Genomic DNA, 24,592 nt, shown 5'->3' with positions numbered 1-24,592 from the left:
CGGTAAAGTTACTGACCGCTATACGACGACGACCACCGACGCTACCGCGCCGCCGACGAGCAGAACCGTGCTATAGGCCGCGACCCGGTTGCGGAATCCGGTGTCGCTCGAGGTCGCCGCTAACAGCGCCTTGACGACGATGCTCGAGACCGTCGCGAGCAAAATCGCCAGCGTCGCTTCCGCCGGTCCCAGTTGCCCGCCGCGATAGAGGACGACCGCCGAGGTGGTCGCGCCGGCGCTCGAGACGAAGCCGCTGGCGACCGCCGTCGCGTAGAAACCAAGCGTCCCGAACCAGGTCTCGGCCAGCGACCCGAAGACGAGGACGACGAGGAAGACGGCCCCGAACGCGAGCGCGTTGCGCAACGAGAACGGGCTCTCGAGTTCCATCGGGCCGGACTCGCTCCAGTCGGCGGTGAGCGCGGCGACGGCGAACGCGAGGACGATGACCGCGCCGAGCGGGGCGATCGCCTCGACGAGGATGCCGGAGCCGTTGCCGGCGGTGAAGCCGACCGCGATCGCGAGGTTCCGGGCGGCCATGGCGGCGTTTGCGAGTAGGATCGCGGCGACGGCGTAGGAGGCGGCCTCCGGACGCTGATCGACGTGATCGAGCATCGTCCCGACGACGGCCGTCGAGGAGGCCAGCCCGCCGAAGAAGCCGGTGATCGCGATGCCGCGCCCGCCGTAGGTCGAGACGATCGCGTAGTTGGCGATGCCGATGCCCGCGACGGCGACGACCATCAGCCAGATGACCTGCGGCTCGAGCGGGATCGAAATTCCGGCGAACTCGACGGTTGTCTCGGCTGGCAAGAGCGGGTAGATGACGAATGCGAGGATGGCGAATTCGCTCGTCGACCGCATCTCTTCGTGGGAGAGCCCCCACGCGAACTCGTGGAGTTCGCGCTTCAGGACGAGCAACAGCGACGAGAGGACGGCGACGGTCACCCCCTCGAGAATGAAGCCGACGGTAACCAGAATGCCGACCCCGTAGGCGACGAGCATCGACACGGAGGTCGTCAGCGAGAGCCCGGCGTCGTCCTCGCTCATGAGGCCCTGCACTGCGAGTAACACACCCTGTACGATCACGAGCACACCGCCGAGTACCAGCAGGCTCTCGCCGATCACGGTGTCCGATTCCGTGACCAGAACGGTGAAAACGGAGGCGAGCAGACTGATGAGCGAGAACGTCCGAATGCCGGCTGACTTCTGTGACCACTCGCGCTCGAGGCCGAGAAACATCCCCAGCGCACCCGCAAGCGCCATCCTGACGACCGTTTCCTCGAGCGGCGCATCGGCGACCTGCAACACGACCTCGTTCACCCACGGAGGTTCACTGTGGCCGCATATAAGCGGCCCGCCGGCGGCGACGCTGGCGAGCCGTCACGTATCACCGCGAAGAGCGGGGCGACCGAGAGCGGAACGAAGGGACACCACAGAGACTGTCCGAAGCGGAACGATCACCGAGCCGAGCGACCGTACTACAGGTCGACGTACTGAGACTCCCACTCGCGGCGCGCCTCGAGTTCGCGTCGGCCGCGGCGGGTGAGCGTGTAGAAGTTCGTCCGACGGTCACGTTGTCCTTTCTCGACCAATCCCTTGTCGACGAGGGTGTCGAGGTTCGGATAGAGCCGACCGTGGTGGATCTCCTTTTCGTAGTATTCTTCGAGTTCCTCTTTGATCGCCAGTCCGTGTGGTTCCTCCTCGCCAGCGATGACGTAGAGTAAGTCCCGCTGGAATCCTGTCAGGTCGTACATTGGGAAAGTACCAATCTCACTTACTGTCGAATTTTAATAAGGCTATCGGGTTGTTTCGACCGAAAGAGGGGTATTACCAGTGAAGCTACTCATTTCGCGCGTGCGGGACCCATAACACCGGTGACTGATTATCCGGCGGACCTCACATAATGAGCTGTTCATGTTTACAGTTCAGCTATTTCGTTTCGGGACGATTATATAGCGCGGCCGACTTCACTTCCCGTCTCATTGAGGTCAGCGTGGCAGGCACCGACACTCGCGAGCAGTAATTGTTCGAAACAGGAAAGCAAATCGCGTGGCCAAAAATGCCACGCGATCGCTTGCCGCCCTGAATTGGTCCCCGCTGACGCTTCGGCCCTCCAAGCGAAGCGTCACGTGGAAGATTTCGCCGTGAGAACTTAAATGTAACGACAATGCGACGCCCGCGAGCGTGACGGCCGCGCGCCGATCAGATGTGCTCTTCCTCGAGCACCCAACCGAGCGCGCGCTTGTAGTAGGTGAACATCTCTCTGACGCCCTCGTGGCGCATCTCGTCGCTCTCGAGGTTCTCTTTGAGGAACTCGTACTGCTCGCGGATTTCGTCTTCGTCGCGCATACCCCACACTATCGACCGAGACGGGAAAAAAGTCGTCACGCAGCGACGCGAGTCGGTCGTGAGCGCCTCGAGTCGGTCGTGAGCGTCTCGAGTCGGCATCGGATGCCGACTGTTTCGCTTGGGAATGACTCGGTTTCCGCCGCGAAACGGAGTGCGGATCGGGATTACGATATGGCCTGCAGTTGCCGCCCGTTAATCACCAATTGAACGACCGCCGGGGACCGATGATCGTCATCGGCGCTGTCCGATCGACCAGCCCGCCCACCGCGGCTGCCACACCGTTCGGTGAGGCGCGTTCGCGCCGCGGCGGCCGGTCGGAGACGGCCGGTGCCCGAGTGGGGTCCGGTGGGACTTTTTGCCTCCCGGCCGTAGCCGCCTCCATGAAGATCCGGGGTGAGCGCGAGTGCCGGGAGTGTGGGACGCACTGGTCGTACTACGAGACGGGAAGCGTCGGGTGTCCGGCCTGCGGGAGCCTCCGGAGCGTCGGCGTCGACGAGCGCACCGAACACACCGATCTCCGAGTGGCGTTCGATCTCACCCCCGTCCGGAACGCGATCGACGAGATCGAGACCGACGATCTCGCCGAACGCGCCCGCGACCGCTGTCGCGAATACGTCCGCCGGCGCGGGTTCGTCAACGCCGGCACTCTCCGCGAGCTCGACGACACCTACCTCGCCGCGACCGAACTCCTCCACGTCGCCGACATCGTCGCCCGCGAAATTCGGCTCGAGGACCGCGAGGAGCTCTACTTCCTCGAACTGTTACGCGACGCCGACGGGGGCGACCGCCCGCCCGTCGAGGATGTTCCCCAACCGCTACGAGCGGCCCGGGGACTTGCTTACGCCAACGCGGTCCGCGAGTACCGCCGCGACGTTCGCACCTGGGCCGAGGACCGCGACCTGACCGCCAGCGAACGAAAGACCCTCGAGACGCTCGGCGAACACGTCAAACGCGTTCGGATGCTCGACGGGGACGTGAAGCCGCGGATCGCAGAACGGCTCGTCGAAGCGACGCGAGACCTCGCGAACGGCCTGCGCGGCGACGAATTCGCGCTCTCGCGAGCCCAGGAGCGACTGGACGACCTCGGATAGCGTTTGAGGTCCGTATCGGTTCGCGTCGATCCGTTCTCGCTCGCGCGCTCTCGGCGACCGCGTCCGTCGATTCCTGTCCAACGTTCGCGTGACACAGCCGTCATTGATGAACAAATGTGTCAGCTTCTGTTCTGAGCTGGACAACCGTCCCAAATCTTATCATATATATGCCAGCGGACGGCAATGACCAAACTGAACGGAGTGGCCCCGATTTCGCGTCGTCGGGACGGCCTACGCGGCGGCCGTGAGACCGACGAGGTGATCGCACGGGACCTTCGAATCACCGGGGCCGTCCGCCAATTCGACTATGTCACACGGACCATCGAAAGAACGCACGGAGCCGAGCGACGGTCGTACAGCGAGGGAGCAAACGCCGGATACCGGCCCGAGTCCCTACGTTCCCGCGGGGAGAAGCGTCGCGGAACTCACGATCAAAGCGGTCCTAATTGGGCTCGCGCTCAACGTCGTCATGCTGACCGCGAACATGTACCTCGGCATGCGTTCAGGAATGACGATCAGCGCCTCGATCCCGGCCGCAGTCATCAGCATGGGTGTTTTCTACGGACTGCGCCGGGTTGGTATCGGCGGGACGATCCTCGAGAACAATATCGTCCAGACGATGACCTCCGCCGGCGAAGCGCTGGCGGCCGGCATCATCTTCACGATCGCCGGCGTCACGTTCCTCGGGCAGCCCATCGACATCGCCGGAACCGCCGCGGTCGCGGTGCTTGGCGGCCTGCTCGGCGTCCTCTTTATGATCCCGATGCGCCGCTATCTCATCGTCGACAAACACGAGGAGCTCCCCTATCCGGAAGGCACCGCGTGCGCCGACGTGCTCGAGGCCGGCTCGCGAGGCGACGAGGGCGTGAAACTCATCTCGTTTGGCTTTCTCGTGAGCTTCGTCTACATGTGGCTGGCCAACGGGATGGCCGCGTTCAAGACGACGATCCAGACCGCGTTCTCGGCGGGAGAAACCGATGGATTCGCCATCGGCGGCGATTTCACGCCCGCTCTGATCGGCGTCGGCTACATCATCGGCCCGCGAATCGCCGGCTACGTGTTCGGCGGCGGATTGATCGCCTGGATGATGCTGATTCCGCTGCTCATCACGGGCGGGTTCGTCCCCGAGTCGGCCGCCGACGCGGCGCTGATGGCGCAAGCCGAAGGCGTCTGGGACGCGTACATCCGCTATGTCGGCGCTGGCGCGATGATCGTCGGCGGGTTCTACGCCATCGTCTCGATGCGCGGGACGATCGTCGACGCGCTGAGCACCGCCGGCGCGGAACTCCGTGATTCCGCGACGGCCACGACCGAGTCGCGAAAGCGTACCCAGCGCGACCTCCCGATGAAGGTCGTCGGCGGCGGCGCGGCCCTGGTGACGCTCGCGATCGTCGCCATACCGCAGGTTCAGGTCGGGTTGCTAGGCGGGGTCATCGCCGTTGTCGCTGCGTTCCTCTTCGTCGCCGTCTCGGCGTACCTCGTCGGGGTCGTCGGGAGTTCCTCGAATCCCGTCTCCGGGATGGCCGTGGCGACGATCCTGATCACCGCCCTGGCGATGAAATCGACCGGCGTGACCGATCCCGTCGCCGTGCTCGTGACGGCCTCGGTCGTCGCCATCGCTGCGGCGGTCGCCGGCGACACCTCCCAGGACCTAAAGACCGGCTACCTCCTCGGTGCGACCCCTCGCAAACAGCAACTCGCGCAGGTGATCGGGATCGCCATCTCCGCGCTGTTTGCCGGCTGGGTGTTGTACTTCTTCCACCAGGCGTACGGGATCGGCAGCGAGACCATTCCCGCGCCCCAGGCCGACATGATGGCGCTCATCTCCGAGGGCGTGCTCACGGGCACCGCTCAGTGGGGGATGATCCTCATCGGAGCCGTCTTTGCGTTCGTCCTGATCCTCATGGACATCCCCGTGTTGCCCTTCGCGGTTGGAATCTACCTCCCGATCACGCTCTCGACGCCAATCTTCCTCGGCGGCCTGCTCCGTGGCGGCATCGACAAATACGTCGCACGCAAGGACGACGAGGAAGGCACGCTCGCGGAGCACGTCACCTCTCGAGGGCGGATCGTCGCGGCCGGGCTGATCACCGGTGAGGCGATCATGGGGATCGTCATCGGTGCGCTATACATCACCGGGACCGGCGCGGAGAGCGGCGCACCGTTCCCGCTCGGACTCTCCGGTGGGACGCAGGCGACCCTCGGGGTCGTGGCCGTCGTCGCGCTCGTCGGCCTCTTCGTGGCCAGCGTGCTCTGGAACGCTCCCGACGTGGCCGACCGATGACCTCGCACGGGCCGGCGGCGATCCCGAAGCGGGTCGCCGAGGACTGGCGGGAGACGACCGTCGATGGCGACTCGAGGGTGACGATCGTCTGGACGAAGTCCCCGCGAAACCGGCTCGACGCGTTCCTGTTCGACTGCTTCGGTACGAGCCGAGAGCGCGAACTCACACTCGATCCCGTCGGGACCACCGTCTGGCGACACTGCGACGGCGACCACACCGTCGCCGAGATCGCGTCGGTCGTCGCCGATGCCCACGACGCCGAGCGCGTCGGGCCGGTCGACGAAACGCTCGCTCACTTCCTCATGCAACTCGAGGAGCGCGGACTGCTCCGGTTCGACGAGTAATCCGGCTCGTTCATTAGACGACGTCTCTCCGTCTGTCTCGAGGGAGAACGAGGATGTCATTCGGCACACTACTGCGAGATGCGAACGGACGGACGGCTCAGGGCAGCTCCACGTCGATGTCTGTTTGCAGACTCGCGGCTTTGACCGTGTTGTAGAGCAACATCGCGCGCGTCATGGGACCGACGCCGCCGGGAACGGGTGTGATCGCGCTGGCTTTCGCCTCGGCGCTCTCGTACTCGACGTCGCCGACGAGTTCGTAGCCCTTGTCGTTGTCCGCGTCGACGCGGTTGACGCCCACGTCGATGACGACCGTGTCCTCGGAGAGCATCGAGCCGTCGACGAGTTCGGGGACGCCGACCGCCGCGACGACGATATCGGCGCTGCGGGTCTGTTCGGCGAGGTCCTCGGTCCGTGAGTGACAGACCGTCACCGTCGCGTTGCCGTCGTCGGCTTTCTGAATCAAGAGGTTCGCGAGGGGCTTGCCGACGATGTCCGAGCGACCGACGATCGTCACGTCCTTCCCTTCGGTGTCGATCTCGGCAGACTCGAGCAGCTTCTGCACTCCGTGGGGCGTGCAGGGACGGAAGCGGGCGTCGCCGGCGACGAGGCGGCCGACGTTCTCGGGGTGGAAGCCGTCGACGTCCTTCGCGGGGTCAACCCGGCGGATCACGTCGCGGTAGTCGACGTGGTCCGGGACCGGAGCCTGCACGATGTAGCCGTGGACGTCGTCGTTCTCGTTGAGATCGGCGATGGCGTCGTATAGGTCCTCGGGCGGCGCGTCGCCGTCGACGTCAACGTGGTGACTCTCGATGCCGACTTCCTCGCAGTCGCGCTGTTTCATGTTCACGTAGGTCTGGCTCGCCGGGTCGTCGCCCATGAGAACCGTCGCCAAGCCCGGACGTGCACCCGCGTCGGCGAGCGTCTCGATCGCGTCCGTCAGGTCATCGCGAATCTCGCTCGCGACCGCGTTGCCGTCGATGATCTCGGTCATTACTTGAGTGGGCGGCCGCGAGGCTCATTAATCCCCGGATTCGTGCTCAGAACAGTCGCCACTGGACATGAAATATACACGTCCGTGGATACCTCGCCTCAGGGCCGGTCCTCGAGGTACGACCGAATCGCGTCGTCGACCGGCCCCGGGTCCTCGATCGAACGCTCCATCCCCGGCGCGGCGACGTCCCACTCGGTGGTGTCCTGTGCGTCGGTGACGACCAGCGTGTACTCGTCTTCGAGCCCCTCGTACTCGGTCGTCGCCGCGATGTCGATCAGCGCCCGGGCCTGGAGTTCGTGGACCGCCTGCACAGCCGCAAGCGCCTCCGAGTCGGTCTCGACGCCCTCCGCCTCGAGTTCCGGCCCGAGTCGCTCCGTCCACACATCTTCGGGGAGCATGCAGACGGCTCGTGAGTCGACCGATAGCGGCGGGACACCGGCGACGTGCTCGCCGGTCCCGATGAGATCGGAGCGCTCGACGGCCTCGAGGAGCCCGATGACATTGGTCTCGTCGGCGTCGCGCTCGGCGAGGACGGTCTCGAGCACGGCGGGATCGATCGGGGCGTCCATCGTCTCGGGTCGGGGCGTCGGGTCGCCGCGACCTTCGTGTTCGATGACCTCCTCGGCGACGGGATCGCTATCGCTGCCGACGTCCGGCAGTGACTCGGCGCGGTAGGCCTCCCCATCGTCGAACCGAATCGGGATCAGGCCGATCGTCTCGCCGGACGTGATCGCGTCGAACAGCAACGGTCGATTCGCGTCGTAGCCCTCGAGCGCGATTCCCAGCCCCTGTGGCGGCTCGGCGCGAACCAGCGTGTCGGGGATGGGCGCGACGGTCTCGCCGTTTTCCTCGCGGAGCTCGCGCGGATACGGCGCGTCGGCGGTGGCCGCGTCCTCGATCCCGCTGCACACGAGCATCGGTTGCTCCTCGTGCTGATCGATATCCCAGTCGACGTGGCCGCCGCGAGTCACGTTCAGATACTCGGTCACGGGCGTCACCACGACGGCCAACTCCGAGGCCGCGGTCTCGTCGGTCTCCCGGAGCTCGAGCAACCGGTCGTCGTCGAGAACGGTCCCGGTCGGACGCGTAGACATGGGCGGCGGTACGGCGAGCCCGAGCAAAAGGCGCGTGCCGGCGAGTGACAGGCGACGGTGCAAGCGCTCGGAAAGCGAATCGAGCGCTGAGTCGAAGCGTACGTTCTTCCCGTCCGCGCTCTACGAAACGACCATGGCTTCGAGATCGACGACGCACGATTCGGTTCCCTCCCTCTCGCCGGTCGTCGGTTTCGGTCTCGCCGTGGCGATTACGCTAGCTGCGGTGATCGCTATCGGCTTGCTCGCGGTCGTCGTAGTCGGCTAGGAACAACCTCGTGATACTCGAGGCCGCACGCGACCGTTCCGAACGGCCGCCGACCGCGATGGAGAAAGACGAACGGGTCGGTGATCAGATCCGACGGAACGCGTCGAACCGACCGCCTGCTCCCTTACTCGTACAGCGGGTTCTCGTCGCACAGCGTCGCGACGTCTTCGCGGACCGCCTCGATGACCGCCGCATCGTCGGGGCTGTCGACGACGCGGGCGATCAGATCGCCGACTTCGCGACAGTCGTCCTCGTCGAAGCCGCGGGTGGTCAGCGCCGGTGTACCGGCGCGGATGCCACTGGGGTTAAACGGCGAGCGCGTCTCGCCGGGCACCGTGTTCCCGTTGAGGACGATACCGGCCTCCTCGAGCGCGTCCTCGGCGTCGCCGCCGGTCGTATCGGGGTGGCTCTCCCGGAGGTCGACGAGCACGAGGTGGTTGTCGGTGCCACCGGAGACGAGCGAGAAACCGTTTTCCGACAGGGACTCGCCGAGCGCCCGCGCGTTCGCGACGGTCTGTTCGGCGTAGTCTTCGAACTCGGGCTTGAGGGCCTCCTTGAAGCCGACGGCCTTGCCGGCGACGTTGTGCATGAGTGGGCCGCCCTGCCCGCCGGGGAAGACGGCGGCGTCGATGTCGTCGGCGTACTCCTCGTCGCACATGACGATGCCGCCCCGACCCGAGCGGATGGTCTTGTGGGTCGAGCCGGTGACGAAGTCGGCGACGCCGACCGGCGAGGGGTGGACGCCCGCCGCGACGAGCCCGGTGATGTGGGCGATGTCCGCGAGGTGGAGCGCGTCCACGTCGTCGGCGACGGCCTGAATGCGCTCCCACTCGATCTCGCGCGGGTACGCGGAGTACCCCGAGACGACGATGTCGGGATCGAACTCGGCGGCGTGCTCCGCGAGGGCCTCGTAGTCGAGATAGCCCGTTTCGGGGTCGACCTCGTACTGCTCGACCTCGTAGAGCTGGCCGGTGAAGTTCGCCGGGTGGCCGTGGCTCAGATGGCCGCCGTGGTTGAGATCGAGCGAGAGGATCTTATCACCGGGCTCGAGCATCGCGAAGTAAACGGCTTGGTTGGCCTGGGTGCCCGAGTGGGGCTGGACGTTGACGTGTTCCGCGCCGAACAGCTCCGTCGCGCGGTCGATCGCGAGTTCCTCGACCTCGTCAGCGTACTCACAGCCGCCGTAGTAGCGCTCGCCGGGGTAGCCCTCCGCGTACTTGTTCGTCAGGGCGCTCCCCTGTGCGTCGAGGACGGCCTCGCTGACGTGGTTTTCGCTGGCGATCATCTGCAGCGTCTCCCGCTGGCGGTCTACCTCGCCCTCGAGGGCGTCGGCGACGGCGGGATCGACCTCACGAACCTGGTCGTGGTTCATACTCGAAATGCGGTCTGGCGGCCGCATAAGTGTACCCGTCCTCGGCAAGTCGGGCCACTATCGCCGGCGGTTCGACGCGGCCCGGTGGGGTAACACGATCGGCGATCACTCCCCGATACAACTAACTTGCCGGAGTGACATTCATCTAACCGAATGATTGAGTGGGCGGTAGACGACGACACCCTCCACGTCACCGATGCCGATAACGCTGAGCTGACGGTCACAGGTGACGAATTCGTTGTCGACGGGTCCGGCGTCGACATCCCGCGTCCGGTCGACGATACGATCGTCACGACGGCCACCGAGCTTCGATTTCCACACGCGGTCGTCTACGCGTTCTCGCTCGGACTCGAGGACCAGTACGAACTCGACCCCAACGGCGAGCCCCTTTCGCTGTCGCCCGGAGAGTACGTCGTCGACATCGATACCGAGATCAAGTCGTATCTCCGATTTTCCGGTTCGGCGCGGATCGAAAAGACTGACGGCTACGAGGAAATCGTGGTGTCCTTTCCGAACCGAACGCGCGTCATCCTCGGACTTCGCTGCCGTCACGAATTGCCCGCAGGAACGATCACCGTTCCCGACTCGCCGTCGGCCGTCGCCGACGCCATCACCCACATGGCCGCCTCGCACAAGACGGACAGCCCCGACCGGTCGTATCCGACGCTTCGGGGCCATCCGTCCCTGATCGAACACGGCGACGAACTCGAGATTCCGGACTCCGTTCGCTCTGACACCCCCGGTCACGGGATCGAGCTAGTCGTCCCACCCGACTATGAATCGCTGTTCGTGACCGCACCGCTTGCGTACTATCTACAGGCAACCGTCCGGACGACGGACGAGCGATTCGGACGCCGAGCCGGATCGCGGAGCGATGAGCCCCGGCCCCGCCTCCGGCTCCCGGAACACGCGATCGAGGAGCCCCTCTCGTCGATGCCCGACCTGGAACGCGATGTCGAGCGGCTGCTCCGGAAAACGTTCTTCCTCGACTGTCTGGTCCGCAACGCCGGGCCGTACGGAACGACCCTCTCGGAACTCAGCCTGCTCGAGGCGCTTGGCCTCGACGCCGACGTGCTCTATGAGGCGTCGCCACAGGACCGACTCGCGGCCTACCTCGACGTGCCGTACGCGGCGATCAAACACCGGCTCCCGGACTGGCACCTCTCGTCCTACGTCACGCCGGCCTACGACAGCGTCGAGACGCTCCCGTTCCTGCTCGACCGACTGAGCATGGTCTATACGCCGCGAACGTCCGACCTCGAGGGCAAGGAACTGGTCGAGCGCTCGCTGGAGGACTTCTACCGTCACGGCGACCCTGAACCCGAGCCCGTGACCGGGACCGGGCGCGCTGCGGGCGTCGACCGCGCGACTGGACAGATCGCCTCTGTCGACATCGTCAAACCGGATCTCCAAGGCGGGCGAACGCACGGCTGGCTCGCCGACGGTGTCCCGATCGACGTCTTCAAATCCGCTCCGACAGCCTACCACAACCGCCTCGCGTTCCTCGAGCAGGCGAGCGACTCGACGTCGATCTGTGTCGTTCTCAACGATCCCGAGATGGCCGGCGAGCACGACCACGTTGCCGAGATCTACCGCCAGCGCTCCGAGGAACTGACGTTGGATCTCACCGTCGAGGAGTCGATCGGAACCGCCGAACTCGCCCGCGTGTTCGAGACCGACCACGATTTCGTCCACTACATCGGTCACTGCGAAACCGACGGGCTATGTTGTCCCGACGGAACGCTCGCTGCCTCGAGTCTCGACCGCTGTAACGTCCAGACGTTCTTCCTCAACGCCTGCGGTTCCTTCTACGAAGGGATGAACCTGATCGAGAAAGGCAGTGTCGCGGGCGCGGTCACATTCACGAAGGTCTTGAACGACCACGCGGTCAAGGTCGGGTCGACGTTCGCTAAACTGCTCGTTCATGGCTTCAGCATCGAACGTGCGATGGGCCTCGCGCGCAGACGGATCATGATGGGGAAAGATTACGCCGTCGTCGGCGACGGCACGCACTCGCTGACCCAGGCCGAGAGCCGCCTTCCGACGACCGCGACGCTCGAGGAACTCGACGAGGGCGGAGACGAACGACGGTTCCTGCTGACGCTCGATTGCTTTTCGACGCGCGTAAGCGGCTCGTACTACTTTCCTCACACCGAGCACAACGAGCACGCCTACCTCTGTGGGAACGAATCGAGCTTTACGCTGTCGGAGTCGGAGTTGGCCACGATGCTCAAGGAGACGGAAGCGTCCGTGATCTACGACGGCGACATTTACTGGTCGAAAGAACTCTGGTCGCGATTCGACCGCTAACCGATTTCAGGGTCCGCCGTACGTGCTCACTCGTTTGGCTTGCACCGCGAACCGCCGTGTCGGGCGGTCGAGCGCCACCCCGATCCGTGCGCTGTCGACCAATTCGCGAACGACCCACCGCAGTCGGGTACATCGAACACCCATACGATACTGTAATAACACGTTTCCGTTATATACCTATTGTTAGTATTCATACATGATCTCAGCGAGCGACCGACGCGATGGATCCGCCGCGACTCAATTTCCGATAGGAATATCTTTCAGCGGCGTCGATTTCGTCGGTAAACTAACGAGTTACAGGACAAAAATCACCGGTTCGGCTGGCAGACCAGATGTTCTGCTGTGCAAACGGCCACCAAAATTAAGTATGGCGGCTTCGATTACTTCTGTATACACATGGCTTCGAATTTACTCAATCATCAGATTGACGATATACTCGAGTCCGTGCTCGAGGATGCAAGTGGCGACGTGTACATGGTCAACCCGTCTCGGGATGCCATCGAGGAGTTCGTTTCCGTCGCTACCGCGTTCGACGGCGACCTCCCCTCGGTTCACATGCTCGCCGACGAACGAACTCTCAAAGACGTGATGGACGACTTCATCATCGCCTCGAACGCTGCCGACCTCATCAGCGAGGGCGCACTGGCGCTGCGAACGCTCGCCGAGGCTCCCGAGAACTCGCTTTTGATCACCGAGAACCGCGTCGTCGCCGTCGTCCACGCTGGCGACCGCGTCGGCGGGCTCATCACCGACGACGAGAGCTTCGTCGACGACACCTACGACACCTACGCGGCCCGCTGGGAGGACGCCTCCCAGTTCAACCTCCGGACGCCCCCGATCACGGACGTTCGCGAGACCCTTTCCGAGGAGATCAGCCCCGAAGCCGAGGACGACTTCACCGCAATCCTCGGCTCGCTGGAGACCGCCCGCGGCGACGGCGACGGGCTCGACGAGGTCACCATCTCGCTTTTGGTCGCAGCCAAAAACGAGGCCCTGCTGTACGATATCAGCAAATGGGGCGAGGACGTCGGGATCGCCTCCAAGGCCACGTTCTCCCGAACGAAGACCAAGCTCGAGGATATGGGCCTGATCGACACCGAGAAGGTCCCGATCGACGTCGGCCGCCCGCGCCTGCGTCTCAAGATCGGCGACGAGCGCCTCAGCGAGGCCGACAACGGCCAGCTCGCGACAGTGGCGCAGTCGATTCTCAACTAACAACCTTTTACGCTGCGTTCTGGCGGACTGACGACAGCGTAGCTGTCGCACAGTCCGCTGTCACTCGGTAAAAGGTTGATCAAAAGCATTCCTCCTTCCGTTCTGACTCGCATCGCGAGTCTCCACATCAGTCGTCGGCCCGCTCGCTCCCTGACTCGCGGCCGTCGGCCGCTCGTCTTACCGCGGCGCTACGCGCCGCGCATTCGGTCGCTCGCGGTCAGTGACGGTGGGCCGCCTGCCCTCCCCCGGGTCGTGCGTCCTCACGTTCGTTCGGACGCACTCCCGGCCACGTGATTCTGCACGTACTTCGATCGCGAATTGAGAGTCAATTCCGGAGGACAAGCGGTCGGCAGATACATATCCACCGTGTATGTAGTGTCGTCTCAGTGTAACGATGGAGTCCTGGAAGCTCTATGTCGTCGGCCTCGGACTGGGACTGGTCGGAACTCTCGTGACCGTCGTCAGCCTCGCACTGGCTGGGTTCGTGACCAGCAGCGTTATCGGGCTGGGAGCGGCGTTCACCTTCGCGGTCAGTCTCACCAATGTCTCTAGAACGGATTCGGATCGAGACCATTTGTTGATCTACCGCGTCGGCAACTGGGTCGGTGCCGTCATCGTGATCGCTATCGGTCTCCTGATGTTCACAGTCGGAATCGTGTCGTTCAGGACGTTCGTGTAACGCTCCTCGCGTCATCAGCTGACGCAACGTCGTCACTCTCGTTTGGCACGACTTTCAGTGAAGGCGTGGAACTGACGCTCACTCCATCGAAACGGAATCCCGTATTCGGTCGGTCGCCGCATGGCGCAAACCCCAAGTCGCCGCCGTCCGACGCCTCGAGTATGTACGAGGCCGTCCACGCCCGTCCCGACGGAGAGAGCACGGTCGCCAGACTCGCGAAAACGGCGGCCGACTACGGCTTCGAGGGCGTGGTCGTGCGCAACCGGTCGGACGCTCGCGCGGAGTACGACCCCAACCGAATCCGCAAGGAGTACGGGATCGATGTCGTCGAGGGCGTCGAGATTCGCGCCGACGACCAGCAGCAAGCGAGCGGTGCGGTCGGAAACTTCCGGACCTCGCGGACGATCGTCGGGATACACGGCGGGACGGCGGCGCTGAACCGCTTCGCCGTCGAGCAGGCGAAAGTCGATGTGCTCGCCCACCCGATGGCCGGTGACGGCGACGTAAATCACGTCCTCGCGAAAGCCGCCCTCGAGAACGGCGTTCGCCTCGAGTTCGACCTTTCGAGGGTGCTCCGGACGAGCGGCGGCCGACGAGTCCGACAGATTCAGTCGCTGCGGAAACTGCGAGAGCTCGTCACCCACTACGACGCGCCTTACGTCGTGAGTGCGGCCCCGCCCTCGCACCTCGAGTTGCGGGCACCCCGCGAACTGAAGGCGGTGGGCGAGCAGATCGGCTTTTCGGCGGCGTTCATCGAGGCGGGGCTCGCGGAGTGGGGCCGGCTGGCCGAGCGAAATCGGCACGTACAGTCCGAGTCGTTCATTGAGCCGGGGGTCGAACGGGGCAGATATGAAGAGGAGCCTTGAGGAGCACGCCGCCCGGTTCGACGAGGTAGCCGCCGAATACGACGATTCGATGTCCGACGAGTACCGCGCCTGCGCGAATCTGGTCGTCGAACACGCCGCGCCCGCACCCGACGACACCGAATCGACGGAGTCGACTCGAGCCCGCACTCGCTCCGCTCGCGCGGACGTCGTCCTCGACCTCGGTACCGGAACGGGCGCGATCGCCCTCGCGCTCGCTCCCGACGCGGGCCGCGTCGTCGGCCGCGACATCAGCGAGGGAATGCTCACTGAGGCGGAGCGGAAAGCCGACGAGGCGGGGTTTTCGAACCTCGAGTTCGGCGAGGGAACATTCCGGGAGCCAAACTACGACGGACCGGTCGATATCGTCACCTCGAACTTCGCCATGCACCACCTCTCGGACGCGGAAAAGCGAGCGGCGATCTCGGTCATCGCCGACCTCGAGCCGCGGAAGTTCGTCCTCGGGGACGTCATGTTCTTCGGCGAACCGGACCCCGACGAGCCGTTCTATTCGCCCGACGTCGACGATCCGGCGACCGTCGGGGTGCTCGCGGACGCCTTCACCGACGCGGGGTTCTCGTTGACGGCCGTCGAACGGGTTCACGACCAGGTCGGCGTACTCGTCGCGGAACAGCGGCCAACGAGCGCCGAGTAAAATGAAACACCTCCCGAAACACCTCCGGCCGCGCTGGCGATACCTCGCCATCGAACTCGAGACGTGGCCCGACGAGCGGATCGGCCGGCGGTCGTTCCAGCGCGACCTGTGGTACGCCGGTCAGAACCTGCTCGGCGATCCGGGCAGCGCCGACGCCGACCTGACCGTCATGCGGTTTTCGTTTAGCGACGGTACCGGCGAGGCGATCGTCAGAGCCCGACGCGACGAAACCAGGCCTGCCCGTGCCGCATTGGCCTGTATCGACGAAATCGACGGTGCTCCGGTCGGAATCCGCGTCCGCGGTATCAGTGGTACGATCCGTGCCGCTGAAGAAAACTATTTAGGACGCCGCGGGCAAGATTCCGAAGAGAGAAACGTCGTGTTCGGGAACGAGGAGCGAGTCGCCGTCCTCCGGGACAGCGTAGGGGACGTCCGGCTCGATGAGGCGTTCGCGGGCGCGACAGACCTCGATTACGATTTAGCGTGATACTATGCAGGGACAAGCCCAACAGCAGGCGTACGACCGTGGCATCACGATCTTCTCGCCGGACGGCCGACTCTACCAGGTCGAGTACGCTCGCGAGGCGGTCAAGCGAGGCACGGCCAGTATCGGCGTTCGAACGGCAGACGGCGTGGTGCTTGCCGTCGACAAACGAGTCCCCTCCCCGCTGCTCGAGGACTCGAGCGTCGAGAAGATCCACAAGGCCGACGACCACGTCGGCATCGCCAGCGCGGGCCACGTCGCCGACGCCCGCCAGCTGATCGACTTCGCGCGCCGCCAGACGCAGGTCAATCAGCTTCGCTACGGCGAGCCGATCGGCGTCGAGACGCTGACCAAGGAAGTCACAGACCACATCCAGCAGTACACTCAGGTCGGCGGCGCGCGCCCGTTCGGCGTCGCGTTGATCGTCGGCGGCATCGACAACGGCGAGCCCCGTCTCTTCGAGACCGATCCGTCCGGCACGCCCTACGAGTGGAAGGCGCTGGCCGTCGGTGCCGACCGCGGCGAACTCCAGAACTACCTCGAGGAGAACTACGACGACGAGGCCGACTTAGACGGCGGCATCCAGCTTGCCCTCGACGCGCTCGCGTCGGTCAACGACGGCTCCCTGCTCCCCAGCGAAGTAGGGCTGGCGACGGTCGACGTCGAGACCGAGAGCTTCGAGCAGTTCGACCGCGACCGGATCGAGTCCTACCTCGAGGAGAACGACCTCCTCGACACCGGCGAGGACGAAGACAGCGACGAGTAATCGAGCCGACGCTTCCACCGGTCGCGTTTTCCCGGCCGCCACCGCCTGAGCAACCGGTCCATCCGCCGAGAGACGTGCGAGAGACGCCGCCAGCCTCCGGCGCGCCTGCGCGGACCACACCGCGGTCAGTCGCGTCATCGGCCCGCTCGTCGGGAAACACTCTTTAAATTGGCGAGGGAACCGTGAGATATGATTTCGCTCGACGAGGCGGTGACGGCGCGACTCGAGTCACACGGGGCGCGCTTCGAGGTGCTCGTAGACCCGGACGCGGCACTGGCGATCAAACGCGACGAGTTCGACGGCGATCTGGAGGACGTGATCGCCGCCGAGGACGTCTTCGAGGACGCCTCCAGAGGGGACCGGCCGGCCGAAGACGACCTCGAGACGGTCTTCGACACGACGGAGCCCCTCGAAATCATCCCCGAGGTCATCAAACAGGGGGAGATCCAGATCACGGCCGACCAGCGCCGCGAGATGCAAGAGCAAAAACGCAAACAGCTGATTGACACCATCACGCGCAACGCGGTCAACCCGCAGATGGACAACGCACCCCATCCGCCCGAGCGGATCGAGAACGCATTAGAGGAGGCCGGGTTCACCGTCGATCCGATGGAACCAGTCCAGCAACAGGTCGACGACGCACTGGACGCGCTCCGGCCGGTGATTCCGATCCGATTCGAGGAAGTCACCGTCGCCGTCAACGTCCCGGCCGAGTACGCCGGCAGCGCCCAGGCCCAGATCAGACAGTTCGGCGACTTAGAGCGCGAAGAGTGGCAAAACGACGGCTCGTGGATCGGCGTGCTGACGTTTCCCGCGGGGCTGCAAAACGAGTTCTACGACGTGGTCAACGAACACACTAGCGGCGAGGCCGAGACGGAGATCATCAAAGACAAAGACGACCTGAAAACGCGGTAGCGGACCGCTCGAGCGGCCGACTTAGCCGCGCAGTTATCCGCGTTTGAAGCCGACCAGGAAGCCGCCGGAGAAGCCAGCACCGATCGACAGCGTCGAAAGGACCGACTGCAGCCAGTGGACGTCGACGTTCTGGGCGCGCTGTTGGGTTTGCAAGAGCCCCGCCGACAGCCGGTTCCAGTCGACCGTGATGATGCCCTGTGACTCGAGGTAGCGAAAGACCATCAGTTGGACGCCGACCATGATCGCGACGAGCTTTGCGATCTTCTTCGCGGCGAAACCCATGACCCCGCCGATAGCCGCACCGCCACCGAACTCGAGGCCGAGCCCCGTCGGATCGATATCTATCATTGTCCGTCCCCATTCGAGTCGGTTCCTATGACTGTTGTGGTAAGCCGAGTAGCCCCTCTGGGTCTCGAAACTCGCGGCCTGTCGACCGTCGGCTGACTCGAGTAGCCACCGAACGGATCGAACGACGGCGTCGGGCGCGGGATTCAAGACGGTCGGTCACGTACGATCGACGATGAGTAACGTGCGTCCAACGGAGGTGTCCGACCGGCATCGTTAGCGTGTCCGGGTTCGCGCGGCGGTGTCCGCGATGTCTCTGCGACCGATGCGTGCGAGCGGCGGGTCGCAGGATCGACGAGCGACGGCACTATGACGTGCGCAATCGGCCACGCCCGGGACACACACAGCCACCTGCATGAATACGATCATCGTCAAACGCGTCGATTCGGGGGCGGCAGACACGAGCGAGATTCGTGACCTGGCCCGTGCGGCGGGGTACACCGTCGTCGGTGAGGTTACGCAGTCCAGACGGGCCGATCCGGCCCTCCAGATCGGCGAGGGGAAAGCCGAGGAACTGGCCGCGTTCGTCGGGGAAACCGACGCCACGACCGTCATCTTCGACAACCGGCTCGGCCCCTACCAGACGTACAATCTCGGACAGCTCCTGCCGGAGGGCGTCGAGGTCATCGACCGGTTCACGCTCATTCTCGAGATTTTCGGCCAGCGCGCTCAGACCCGCAAAGCACAGCTCCAGGTCGAACTGGCGGAACTCCGGTACGAACTCCCGCGCGCCGAAGCGAAGACAAGCCTGGCCAAGCGCGAGGAACATCCCGGGTTCATGGGGCTGGGCGAGTACGACGAGAGCCGCGAACGGGACATCAAAGACCAGATCAGCCGGATCAAAGACGAACTCGAGCAGATCGAGCAGACCGAACAGCAGCGCCGGGAGCGCCGTCGCGATTCGGGCTTCGATCTGGTCGCGCTGGCGGGCTATACCAACGCGGGCAAGTCGACGCTGCTGCGCCGGCTCGCCGCCGACCTCGAGGTCGACGAGAACGAGGATCTCCATCCGGATCTGGACACGACGGCCGAGTCCCGGGACAAACTGTTCACGACGCTCGGGACGACGACCCGACGCGCCGCCCTCGAGCCGCGGGACGTGCTGGTGACCGACACCGTCGGCTTCATCAGCGACCTGCCCCACTGGCTGGTCGAGTCGTTCAAGTCGACGCTGGACTCGGTCTACCGGGCCGACCTCGTCTTGCTCGTCGTCGACGTCAGCGAGCCCGTCGACGAGATTCACGAGAAGCTCGTGACCTGTCACGATACCCTCTACGAGCGCAACGAGGCCCCGATCGTGACCGTCCTGAACAAGATCGACAAAGTCGACGACGAGGAACTCGCCGAGAAACGCGAGGCCCTCTCGTCGCTCGCGCCGAACCCGGTCACCGTAAGCGCCGAGGAGGGCCTCAACGTGGATCGGCTGCTCGAGCGCATCGATCTCGAACTCCCCGACTGGGAGCGCGAGCGGTTGATGCTCCCGATGACCGACAACACGATGAGCGTCGTCTCGTGGCTCCACGACAACGCACACGTCGAGAACGTCGACTACGGCGATGAGGATGTCGTCGTCTCCTTCGAAGCGCGTCCAGCGGTGGTCTCGCAGGCTCGTTCGCGTGCGAGCGATCTGCGGACAGCCGCGGCGGAATCGGCGTAACTACGGCCGGAGTCAGACACCGTTTACCCCTCAACGTCGCCGGACTGCCCCCGGCCCGAGATCGGATGATTGGGCGCACGAAGTTTTACGAAGTACCGGTAGAGCGGGAAGGTGAGGTCCTCTGCCAGGCCCCGAACGGTCGTTTCGCCCGCGTAGACGATCACGGGAACGCCGGCGTCCTCTGCGAGGTCGATGACCCGATCCGGTGTGCTCCCGAAGATCCACTGTCGGAGGCGGCGCGTCCGCGACGCGCCGATCACGAGGATACCGCCATTCTCGGCGGCGGTCGTCACGAGTCCCTCGGCGACCGAGTCGGCGGTGACGTTCTGTACCTCGACCGAGTCCGTCGCCGAGATAGCGTTCAGCGCGAGTTCGGGCGTTTCCGCGGTTCCGGCTTCGCCGGTCGGACTGACGTTGATAACGTTGATCGTCGAGCCGTCCGCGGCGAGTTCGTTGACGAACGGAAGCAGTGCTTTGTGGTGGGGACCGCCACCTGCCCCGACGTTGACGGTGGCCGGAACCCCCGGTTCCGTCCTGACGAATCCGTTGGAGAACAGCACGTCGCAGGGCGCGTCGAACTCCACGCGCTGCGTGATATCGGCGCTTTCCTCCGGATACCCCATGAGGATCAGATCGACCTGCTTGTCTCTGGCCGTCTGGACGATGCTGAACCCGACGTCGCGAGAGATCTGCCCCTCGACGGTGTAATCGGCGTCGATGTCGGTTTCCACGAGCGTGTCGCCGATTCGGGACGCGCGCTCCTCGGCGGTGTCGACGACGACCTCGCTCGGCGTCTGGTCGGGTATGTGCGTGACGGTGACGACCCGGACGACTGGATCGCTCGCGTACAGATTCCCGATCATCGCCGCCAGTTGGACGTACGTCGGTGCCCTGCTCGGCCGACGGACGGGGACGAGGAGCTGGAATCGATCCGCGTTCTCGGTCGCCGACGTATCATCGCTGGCTGCCTCGGCCGGCTCAGTGTCGGCGGTGGAGCCGCCACCGCTGACCGTCGATTGGGCGGCCATCTCGTCGGGTGAGTACGGTGAGACGATCCGCTCGAACAACTCTTCGGTCTCCGGAGCACCACCCCAAATAAGGTACGCGCCGATCAATGCGGTGATCAAGAGCGTGCCGACGATGACGCCGATAGTCGGCAGGCTCGTGATAAGTCCTATGTTTGCCGCGATTCCGATGATCGGTAGCAGCGGCACTAACGGGACCTTAAGCGGACGATCGATGTCGGGGAAGCGCCGCCGTGAGACGATCAGCGCGACGTTGACCACCGACAGCGGTGCCAGCAGGTTGAACGTCGCGAAGCCGGTCAGCGCCTCGAGTCCCAGCCCGATACCGGCAATCCCGCCCTCGGCGGGAAAGAGCATAATGAAGGCGACGATGAGAGCGACGATGGTCCCGGTGACGGTCACGACGCTCCAGAACGGCGTGCCGTAGGAGGGGTGAATGCGAGAGAACCGCCGCGGTGCTTGGCCCTGTCTCCCCATCAGCGAACCGATGCTGCTGGCCGCGAGGACGCTCGCGTTCGACGCGCTGATCATGCTGAAGATCGCCCCCGCGACGATCAGCGCCATCCCGATACTGCCGAGGAACGCGTTTGCGACGCTTCCCATCGCGGTCTCCCCCTCCTTCGCGATGACTTCGGCCGGAATCGGCGCGTTGACCATCGCGATAATGACGAACGCGTAGAGGATCGTGACGGCGACGATGCTCGCCGCGATGGCCCGGGGGACCGTCTTCCGCGGCTCGATGATTTCGCCGGCACTGGCCGCGATCGCAGAGAAGCCGAAGAAGGTAATGAACGCGAGCGCGGCGATCGAGATTATGCCGCCGATGTCGGTCGATATCTCCGCCGTGAACGTACCGATCGTCGCCGACGGTGCCTTGTACGCGAACGCGCCGCCGATGAACGCGATGAGGACGGCGACCTTCGCACCGCTGACAACCACCTGGAACGTCCCGCTCTCTTCGGTCCCTTGCGCGTTGAGCGCTCCCAGCAGCACGGCCGCCAGCACGCCGATCGACCCGTGCGGGATCGGCCAGCCGTGGGGGACGACGAACTCGAGGAACCACTCGTCCATCGTCGCGAGATAGAACGCGGTCGTTCCGGTGTACCCTAAAAACAGCGACGCGCCGACGGCATACTCGAGGAGGTCGCGATCGAAGGTTCGCGAACTGAACAGATATCCCCCGCCGTTTTCGGCGTAGATCGAGGCGAACTCAGAGTAGGAGGCCGCCGTGATCCCCGCAATGAGTGCCGCGATGACGAACGCGATCACCGCGCTACTGCCGATGGCGGCCACTGCGGTCCCGGACAGTGAGAAGATTCCAGCCGCGATCATCGTCCCCAGACCCAGCGCGAATGCCACCCAGAAACCGAGCGTACGGGTGTGTTCGACCATACATTGCGTTGGAGAAGGAATTGGGTAAACGTTCAGACGGAACACGCAACCCGCGGTGAATAGCAGAGAGTCTATCGCTGCTAGTGACCGGTCCGTCAGACGGATCGATTCCGATCAGATCGGTCGCTTCCCAACCCAATGTTATAAACGGGTGACTCGAGTCCCGTAGGATATGGAACGTGTTGCGATCATCGGCGCCTCGATGACCCAGTTCGGGCAACGCGAGGGAGCGTGGATACTGGACCTCCTCGCGGAGGCCGGGATCGAGTGTCTCGCGGACGCGGGCGTCGACGCCGACGACGTCGAGCACCTGTACGTCTCGAACATGGCCAGCGGCGAGTTCGAGGGACAGACGGGCGTGCCGAACGCGTTAGCACACGACCTGAACGCGATGCCGGCGTACACCCAGCGCGTCGACCAGACAAGTTCCAGCGGCGGCGCGGGGATCTTCGCCGCGTGGCAGTCGGTGGCAAGCGGGGCCAGCGACATGACGCTGCTCGTCGGCGGCGAGAAGATGACGCACAAAACGACCGGCGAGGCGACCGACGTCATCGCGTCGCTGACCCACCCCGCCGAGTACAAACACGGCGTCACGCTGCCCTCGTTTGCCGGGCTCACCGCGCGCCACTACTTGGAGCGCTTCGACGCGCCCCGCGAAAGTCTCGCGAAGGTTGCGGTCAAGAATCACGCAAACGGCGTCGACAATCCCAACGCCCAGTTCCGGAAAGAAGTCGATCTCGAGACGGTCCTCGAGTCGCCGATAGTGGCGGACCCGTTGCGGCTGTACGATTTCTGTCCGATCACGGATGGCTCGGCGGCGCTCATGCTCTGTCCCGAGTCCGTCGCCGCGGAGTATACGGACGAGTATGTCGTCATTTCGGGCATCGACGGCGCGACCGACACCCACGTCGTCCACGAGCGCGCGGACCCGACCGTGATGGACGGCGTCGTCAAGAGCGGCGAGGGAGCCTACGAGATGAGCGGCCTCGAGCCCGACGATATCGACGTGGCCGAACTCCACGATATGTTCACCATCCTCGAGTTTTTGCAGATGGAAGGGCTGGGCTTTGCCGACCAGGGCGAGGCCTGGCACCTCCTCGAGGAGGGATATACGGAGCGCGACGGCGAGTTGCCGATCAACACCTCCGGCGGGCTCAAATCGAAAGGGCACCCGCTCGGAGCTAGCGGCGTCGCTCAGGGCGTCGAGATCTACGAACAACTCGTCGGCGAGGCTGGCCCCCGACAGGTTGACGCCGATGTCGGGCTGTGCTGTAACGTCGGCGGCTTCGGCAACTGCGTCATCACCACCATCATGGAGGCTGCACAATGAGCATGGACGCGACCCGATACGAGGACGGCACGATCAGTTATCCCGGCCACCCCCGCGGCCCCAACGGCGCAAAACCGGCCGAAACGATCGATCTCAGCGAGTACACCGCCGAAATCGTCACCTGGACGACCAGTACCGCGACCCCGCCCGGCGTCCGCGAACCCAACCACCTCGCGATCGTCGAGTTCGACGTCAAGGGGGAGACGGTTCGCGCGATCGGCCAACTGACCACCGGCGATATCGAAACCGGCGACGAGGTCCAGCCCGTCCACGTCGACGAACTCCGCGATCCCGATGCCGGCATCCGAGACCCCGACAGTCAAGCGTGGGACGGCTACCGGTTCGAGCCGGTTTAGATACTTCCGTCTTCGTCATCACCGTTTTCGACATCGTCAGCCGCGGCTCCGGCGTCCGTATCGCCACGGCCACTGCCATCCCCATCGCCGTCGACACCCTCTCCGTCGGCGCTCGCGCTCGAGTCGTCGTCCTCATCCTCGTCGGCCCCGTACCGATCGCGCAACGTCTCGAGTTCGGCGTCGACGTCGACGGTCGACTCGGAGTCGTCGCTGGCCGAATCGGACGCCGCGTCTGTGCCCTCCTCGGCGTCGCTCAGCGATCCGTCGTCAATGTCGATTCGAACTCCGCTGTCCGGTTCCGTCCGATCGGCATCCGCCGTCCCCGTCTCTGATTCAGCAGCGTCTCTAAGACGCTGATCGACGTCGTCGCGGAGGTCGCGCGCCTGTTCGAGCAGGTCGCGCGCCTGTTCGTCGGCTGGCAGTCCGCCCTCCGAGGCGGCCCGCTGGAGGTCCGCCAACACAGTATCGAGCTGTGAGAGCGTCGTCCGGCGGAGTTCGCTCGCGCGCTCGCTCGTCGCCTCGGCGGCCGCCGTCGTGCGGTCTCGGGCTTCCTGCCCGCCGCGGACGACACGGAGGCTCTGCTGGAACGCCTCGAGCGCGCGGACGCTGGCCTCGAGGGCGGCCAGAGCGGCGGGCAGCGCGACCTCGTCGGTGAACCGAAGCAGCTCTTGCGGCGTGGGCGGTCGAAGCGGCGGCCGCCGGCGCGGGCGCGACTCCTCGAGTTCCGCTCGGAGGTCGTCGATCGTTCGCGTAAGTTCGCGAATCGCATCGACGAGTTCGTCGTCGTGGTCGGCCATACATGGCCTACGGCCG

24 protein-coding genes are annotated in these 24,592 nt (G+C 64.8%); 15 read left to right on the top strand and 9 right to left on the bottom strand.

The window, feature by feature from the left end; translation table 11 throughout:
• Nucleotides 1-18: 18 nt before the first annotated feature.
• The 3 genes from ACJ70B_RS02125 to ACJ70B_RS02115 all read right to left on the bottom strand — a co-directional run bounded on the left by ACJ70B_RS02125 (nucleotide 19) and on the right by ACJ70B_RS02115 (nucleotide 2,346).
• Nucleotides 19-1,317: an MgtC/SapB family protein gene (locus ACJ70B_RS02125; protein ID WP_408958766.1), complete on the bottom strand. Its 1,299-nt coding sequence runs from the start codon at nucleotides 1,315-1,317 to the stop codon at nucleotides 19-21.
• Between the two features lie 158 nt (nucleotides 1,318-1,475).
• On the bottom strand, nucleotides 1,476-1,751 hold the full coding sequence (locus ACJ70B_RS02120; protein WP_408958765.1) for a PadR family transcriptional regulator: 276 nt from the start codon (nucleotides 1,749-1,751) through the stop codon (nucleotides 1,476-1,478).
• A 448-nt stretch (nucleotides 1,752-2,199) separates the two neighbouring features.
• Nucleotides 2,200-2,346, bottom strand: coding sequence for a hypothetical protein (locus ACJ70B_RS02115; protein ID WP_408958764.1), 147 nt, complete (start codon nucleotides 2,344-2,346; stop codon nucleotides 2,200-2,202).
• Nucleotides 2,347-2,726: 380 nt separating this feature from the next.
• Here ACJ70B_RS02115 and ACJ70B_RS02110 point away from each other — a divergent pair, with 380 nt between their 5' ends.
• The 3 genes from ACJ70B_RS02110 to ACJ70B_RS02100 all read left to right on the top strand — a co-directional run bounded on the left by ACJ70B_RS02110 (nucleotide 2,727) and on the right by ACJ70B_RS02100 (nucleotide 6,065).
• Nucleotides 2,727-3,437, top strand: coding sequence for a TFIIB-type zinc ribbon-containing protein (locus ACJ70B_RS02110; RefSeq protein WP_408958763.1), 711 nt, complete (start codon nucleotides 2,727-2,729; stop codon nucleotides 3,435-3,437).
• 307 nt (nucleotides 3,438-3,744) lie between these two features.
• Nucleotides 3,745-5,721: an OPT family oligopeptide transporter gene (locus ACJ70B_RS02105; RefSeq protein ID WP_408958762.1), complete on the top strand. Its 1,977-nt coding sequence runs from the start codon at nucleotides 3,745-3,747 to the stop codon at nucleotides 5,719-5,721.
• On the top strand, nucleotides 5,718-6,065 hold the full coding sequence (locus ACJ70B_RS02100) for a PqqD family protein (RefSeq protein WP_408958761.1): 348 nt from the start codon (nucleotides 5,718-5,720) through the stop codon (nucleotides 6,063-6,065). The genes ACJ70B_RS02105 and ACJ70B_RS02100 overlap by 4 nt, the downstream gene beginning before the upstream one ends.
• Nucleotides 6,066-6,162: 97 nt before the next feature.
• Here ACJ70B_RS02100 and ACJ70B_RS02095 read toward each other — a convergent pair whose 3' ends face one another.
• Both ACJ70B_RS02095 and ACJ70B_RS02090 read right to left on the bottom strand, forming a co-directional pair.
• Entirely contained in the window at nucleotides 6,163-7,056 is an 894-nt protein-coding gene (locus ACJ70B_RS02095) for a bifunctional methylenetetrahydrofolate dehydrogenase/methenyltetrahydrofolate cyclohydrolase (protein ID WP_408958760.1), read from the bottom strand.
• A gap of 98 nt (nucleotides 7,057-7,154) precedes the next feature.
• Nucleotides 7,155-8,150, bottom strand: a complete 996-nt coding sequence (locus ACJ70B_RS02090; protein ID WP_408958759.1) for a hypothetical protein — start codon at nucleotides 8,148-8,150, stop codon at nucleotides 7,155-7,157.
• Between the two features lie 133 nt (nucleotides 8,151-8,283).
• On the opposite strand from ACJ70B_RS02090, the gene ACJ70B_RS02085 reads away from it, so the two are divergent.
• Nucleotides 8,284-8,415: a hypothetical protein gene (locus ACJ70B_RS02085; RefSeq protein WP_408958758.1), complete on the top strand. Its 132-nt coding sequence runs from the start codon at nucleotides 8,284-8,286 to the stop codon at nucleotides 8,413-8,415.
• 124 nt (nucleotides 8,416-8,539) lie between these two features.
• Here the strand turns inward: ACJ70B_RS02085 and glyA are convergent, their stop codons facing one another.
• Nucleotides 8,540-9,787 (bottom strand): serine hydroxymethyltransferase, encoded by a 1,248-nt coding sequence (gene glyA / locus ACJ70B_RS02080; RefSeq protein WP_408958757.1) that lies wholly within the window; start codon nucleotides 9,785-9,787, stop codon nucleotides 8,540-8,542.
• Between the two features lie 153 nt (nucleotides 9,788-9,940).
• Here glyA and ACJ70B_RS02075 point away from each other — a divergent pair, with 153 nt between their 5' ends.
• From ACJ70B_RS02075 to ACJ70B_RS02040, 8 genes are all read left to right on the top strand, one after another.
• Nucleotides 9,941-12,097 (top strand): hypothetical protein, encoded by a 2,157-nt coding sequence (locus ACJ70B_RS02075; RefSeq protein ID WP_408958756.1) that lies wholly within the window; start codon nucleotides 9,941-9,943, stop codon nucleotides 12,095-12,097.
• A gap of 396 nt (nucleotides 12,098-12,493) precedes the next feature.
• Complete coding sequence (gene tbsP / locus ACJ70B_RS02070; RefSeq protein ID WP_408958755.1) at nucleotides 12,494-13,312, top strand: transcriptional regulator TbsP; 819 nt, start codon at nucleotides 12,494-12,496, stop codon at nucleotides 13,310-13,312.
• Nucleotides 13,313-13,706: 394 nt separating this feature from the next.
• Nucleotides 13,707-13,991, top strand: coding sequence for a hypothetical protein (locus ACJ70B_RS02065; RefSeq protein WP_408958754.1), 285 nt, complete (start codon nucleotides 13,707-13,709; stop codon nucleotides 13,989-13,991).
• A 161-nt stretch (nucleotides 13,992-14,152) separates the two neighbouring features.
• Nucleotides 14,153-14,857, top strand: coding sequence for an RNase P subunit p30 family protein (locus ACJ70B_RS02060; protein WP_408958753.1), 705 nt, complete (start codon nucleotides 14,153-14,155; stop codon nucleotides 14,855-14,857).
• The gene (locus tag ACJ70B_RS02055) at nucleotides 14,841-15,509 is read left to right on the top strand and encodes a class I SAM-dependent methyltransferase (protein WP_408958752.1); all 669 of its coding nucleotides are present in this window, start codon (nucleotides 14,841-14,843) and stop codon (nucleotides 15,507-15,509) included. Before ACJ70B_RS02060 ends, ACJ70B_RS02055 begins: the two co-directional genes overlap by 17 nt.
• Nucleotide 15,510: 1 nt before the next feature.
• Nucleotides 15,511-15,996, top strand: coding sequence for an Rpp14/Pop5 family protein (locus tag ACJ70B_RS02050; protein WP_408958751.1), 486 nt, complete (start codon nucleotides 15,511-15,513; stop codon nucleotides 15,994-15,996).
• 4 nt (nucleotides 15,997-16,000) lie between these two features.
• A complete protein-coding gene (gene psmA / locus ACJ70B_RS02045) occupies nucleotides 16,001-16,759 on the top strand; it encodes an archaeal proteasome endopeptidase complex subunit alpha (RefSeq protein WP_408958750.1) in 759 nt (252 codons plus the stop codon).
• Between the two features lie 189 nt (nucleotides 16,760-16,948).
• Entirely contained in the window at nucleotides 16,949-17,674 is a 726-nt protein-coding gene (locus tag ACJ70B_RS02040; RefSeq protein ID WP_408958749.1) for a ribosome assembly factor SBDS, read from the top strand.
• A gap of 33 nt (nucleotides 17,675-17,707) precedes the next feature.
• Here the strand turns inward: ACJ70B_RS02040 and ACJ70B_RS02035 are convergent, their stop codons facing one another.
• Complete coding sequence (locus ACJ70B_RS02035) at nucleotides 17,708-18,022, bottom strand: FUN14 domain-containing protein (RefSeq protein WP_408958748.1); 315 nt, start codon at nucleotides 18,020-18,022, stop codon at nucleotides 17,708-17,710.
• Between the two features lie 352 nt (nucleotides 18,023-18,374).
• Here ACJ70B_RS02035 and hflX point away from each other — a divergent pair, with 352 nt between their 5' ends.
• On the top strand, nucleotides 18,375-19,676 hold the full coding sequence (hflX, locus tag ACJ70B_RS02030) for a GTPase HflX (protein ID WP_408958747.1): 1,302 nt from the start codon (nucleotides 18,375-18,377) through the stop codon (nucleotides 19,674-19,676).
• A gap of 23 nt (nucleotides 19,677-19,699) precedes the next feature.
• On the opposite strand, the gene ACJ70B_RS02025 is transcribed toward hflX, so the two are convergent.
• Entirely contained in the window at nucleotides 19,700-22,093 is a 2,394-nt protein-coding gene (locus ACJ70B_RS02025; RefSeq protein WP_408958746.1) for an amino acid permease, read from the bottom strand.
• Nucleotides 22,094-22,265: 172 nt separating this feature from the next.
• Between ACJ70B_RS02025 and ACJ70B_RS02020 the strand changes: the two genes are divergently transcribed.
• Together ACJ70B_RS02020 and ACJ70B_RS02015 are read left to right on the top strand one after the other, a co-directional pair.
• Entirely contained in the window at nucleotides 22,266-23,423 is a 1,158-nt protein-coding gene (locus ACJ70B_RS02020) for a thiolase C-terminal domain-containing protein (RefSeq protein WP_408958745.1), read from the top strand.
• Complete coding sequence (locus ACJ70B_RS02015; protein WP_408958744.1) at nucleotides 23,420-23,779, top strand: nucleic acid-binding protein; 360 nt, start codon at nucleotides 23,420-23,422, stop codon at nucleotides 23,777-23,779. Before ACJ70B_RS02020 ends, ACJ70B_RS02015 begins: the two co-directional genes overlap by 4 nt.
• Here ACJ70B_RS02015 and ACJ70B_RS02010 read toward each other — a convergent pair.
• Nucleotides 23,776-24,576 (bottom strand): hypothetical protein, encoded by an 801-nt coding sequence (locus ACJ70B_RS02010; RefSeq protein WP_408958743.1) that lies wholly within the window; start codon nucleotides 24,574-24,576, stop codon nucleotides 23,776-23,778. The genes ACJ70B_RS02015 and ACJ70B_RS02010 overlap by 4 nt on opposite strands.
• Nucleotides 24,577-24,592 lie beyond the last annotated feature (16 nt).

This window comes from Natrinema sp. 74, assembly GCF_046097095.1.
Taxonomy (GTDB): domain Archaea; phylum Halobacteriota; class Halobacteria; order Halobacteriales; family Natrialbaceae; genus Natrinema.
The sequence above is the reverse complement of the archived record's forward strand: the minus strand, read 5'-3'. Positions and strand labels throughout refer to the sequence as shown.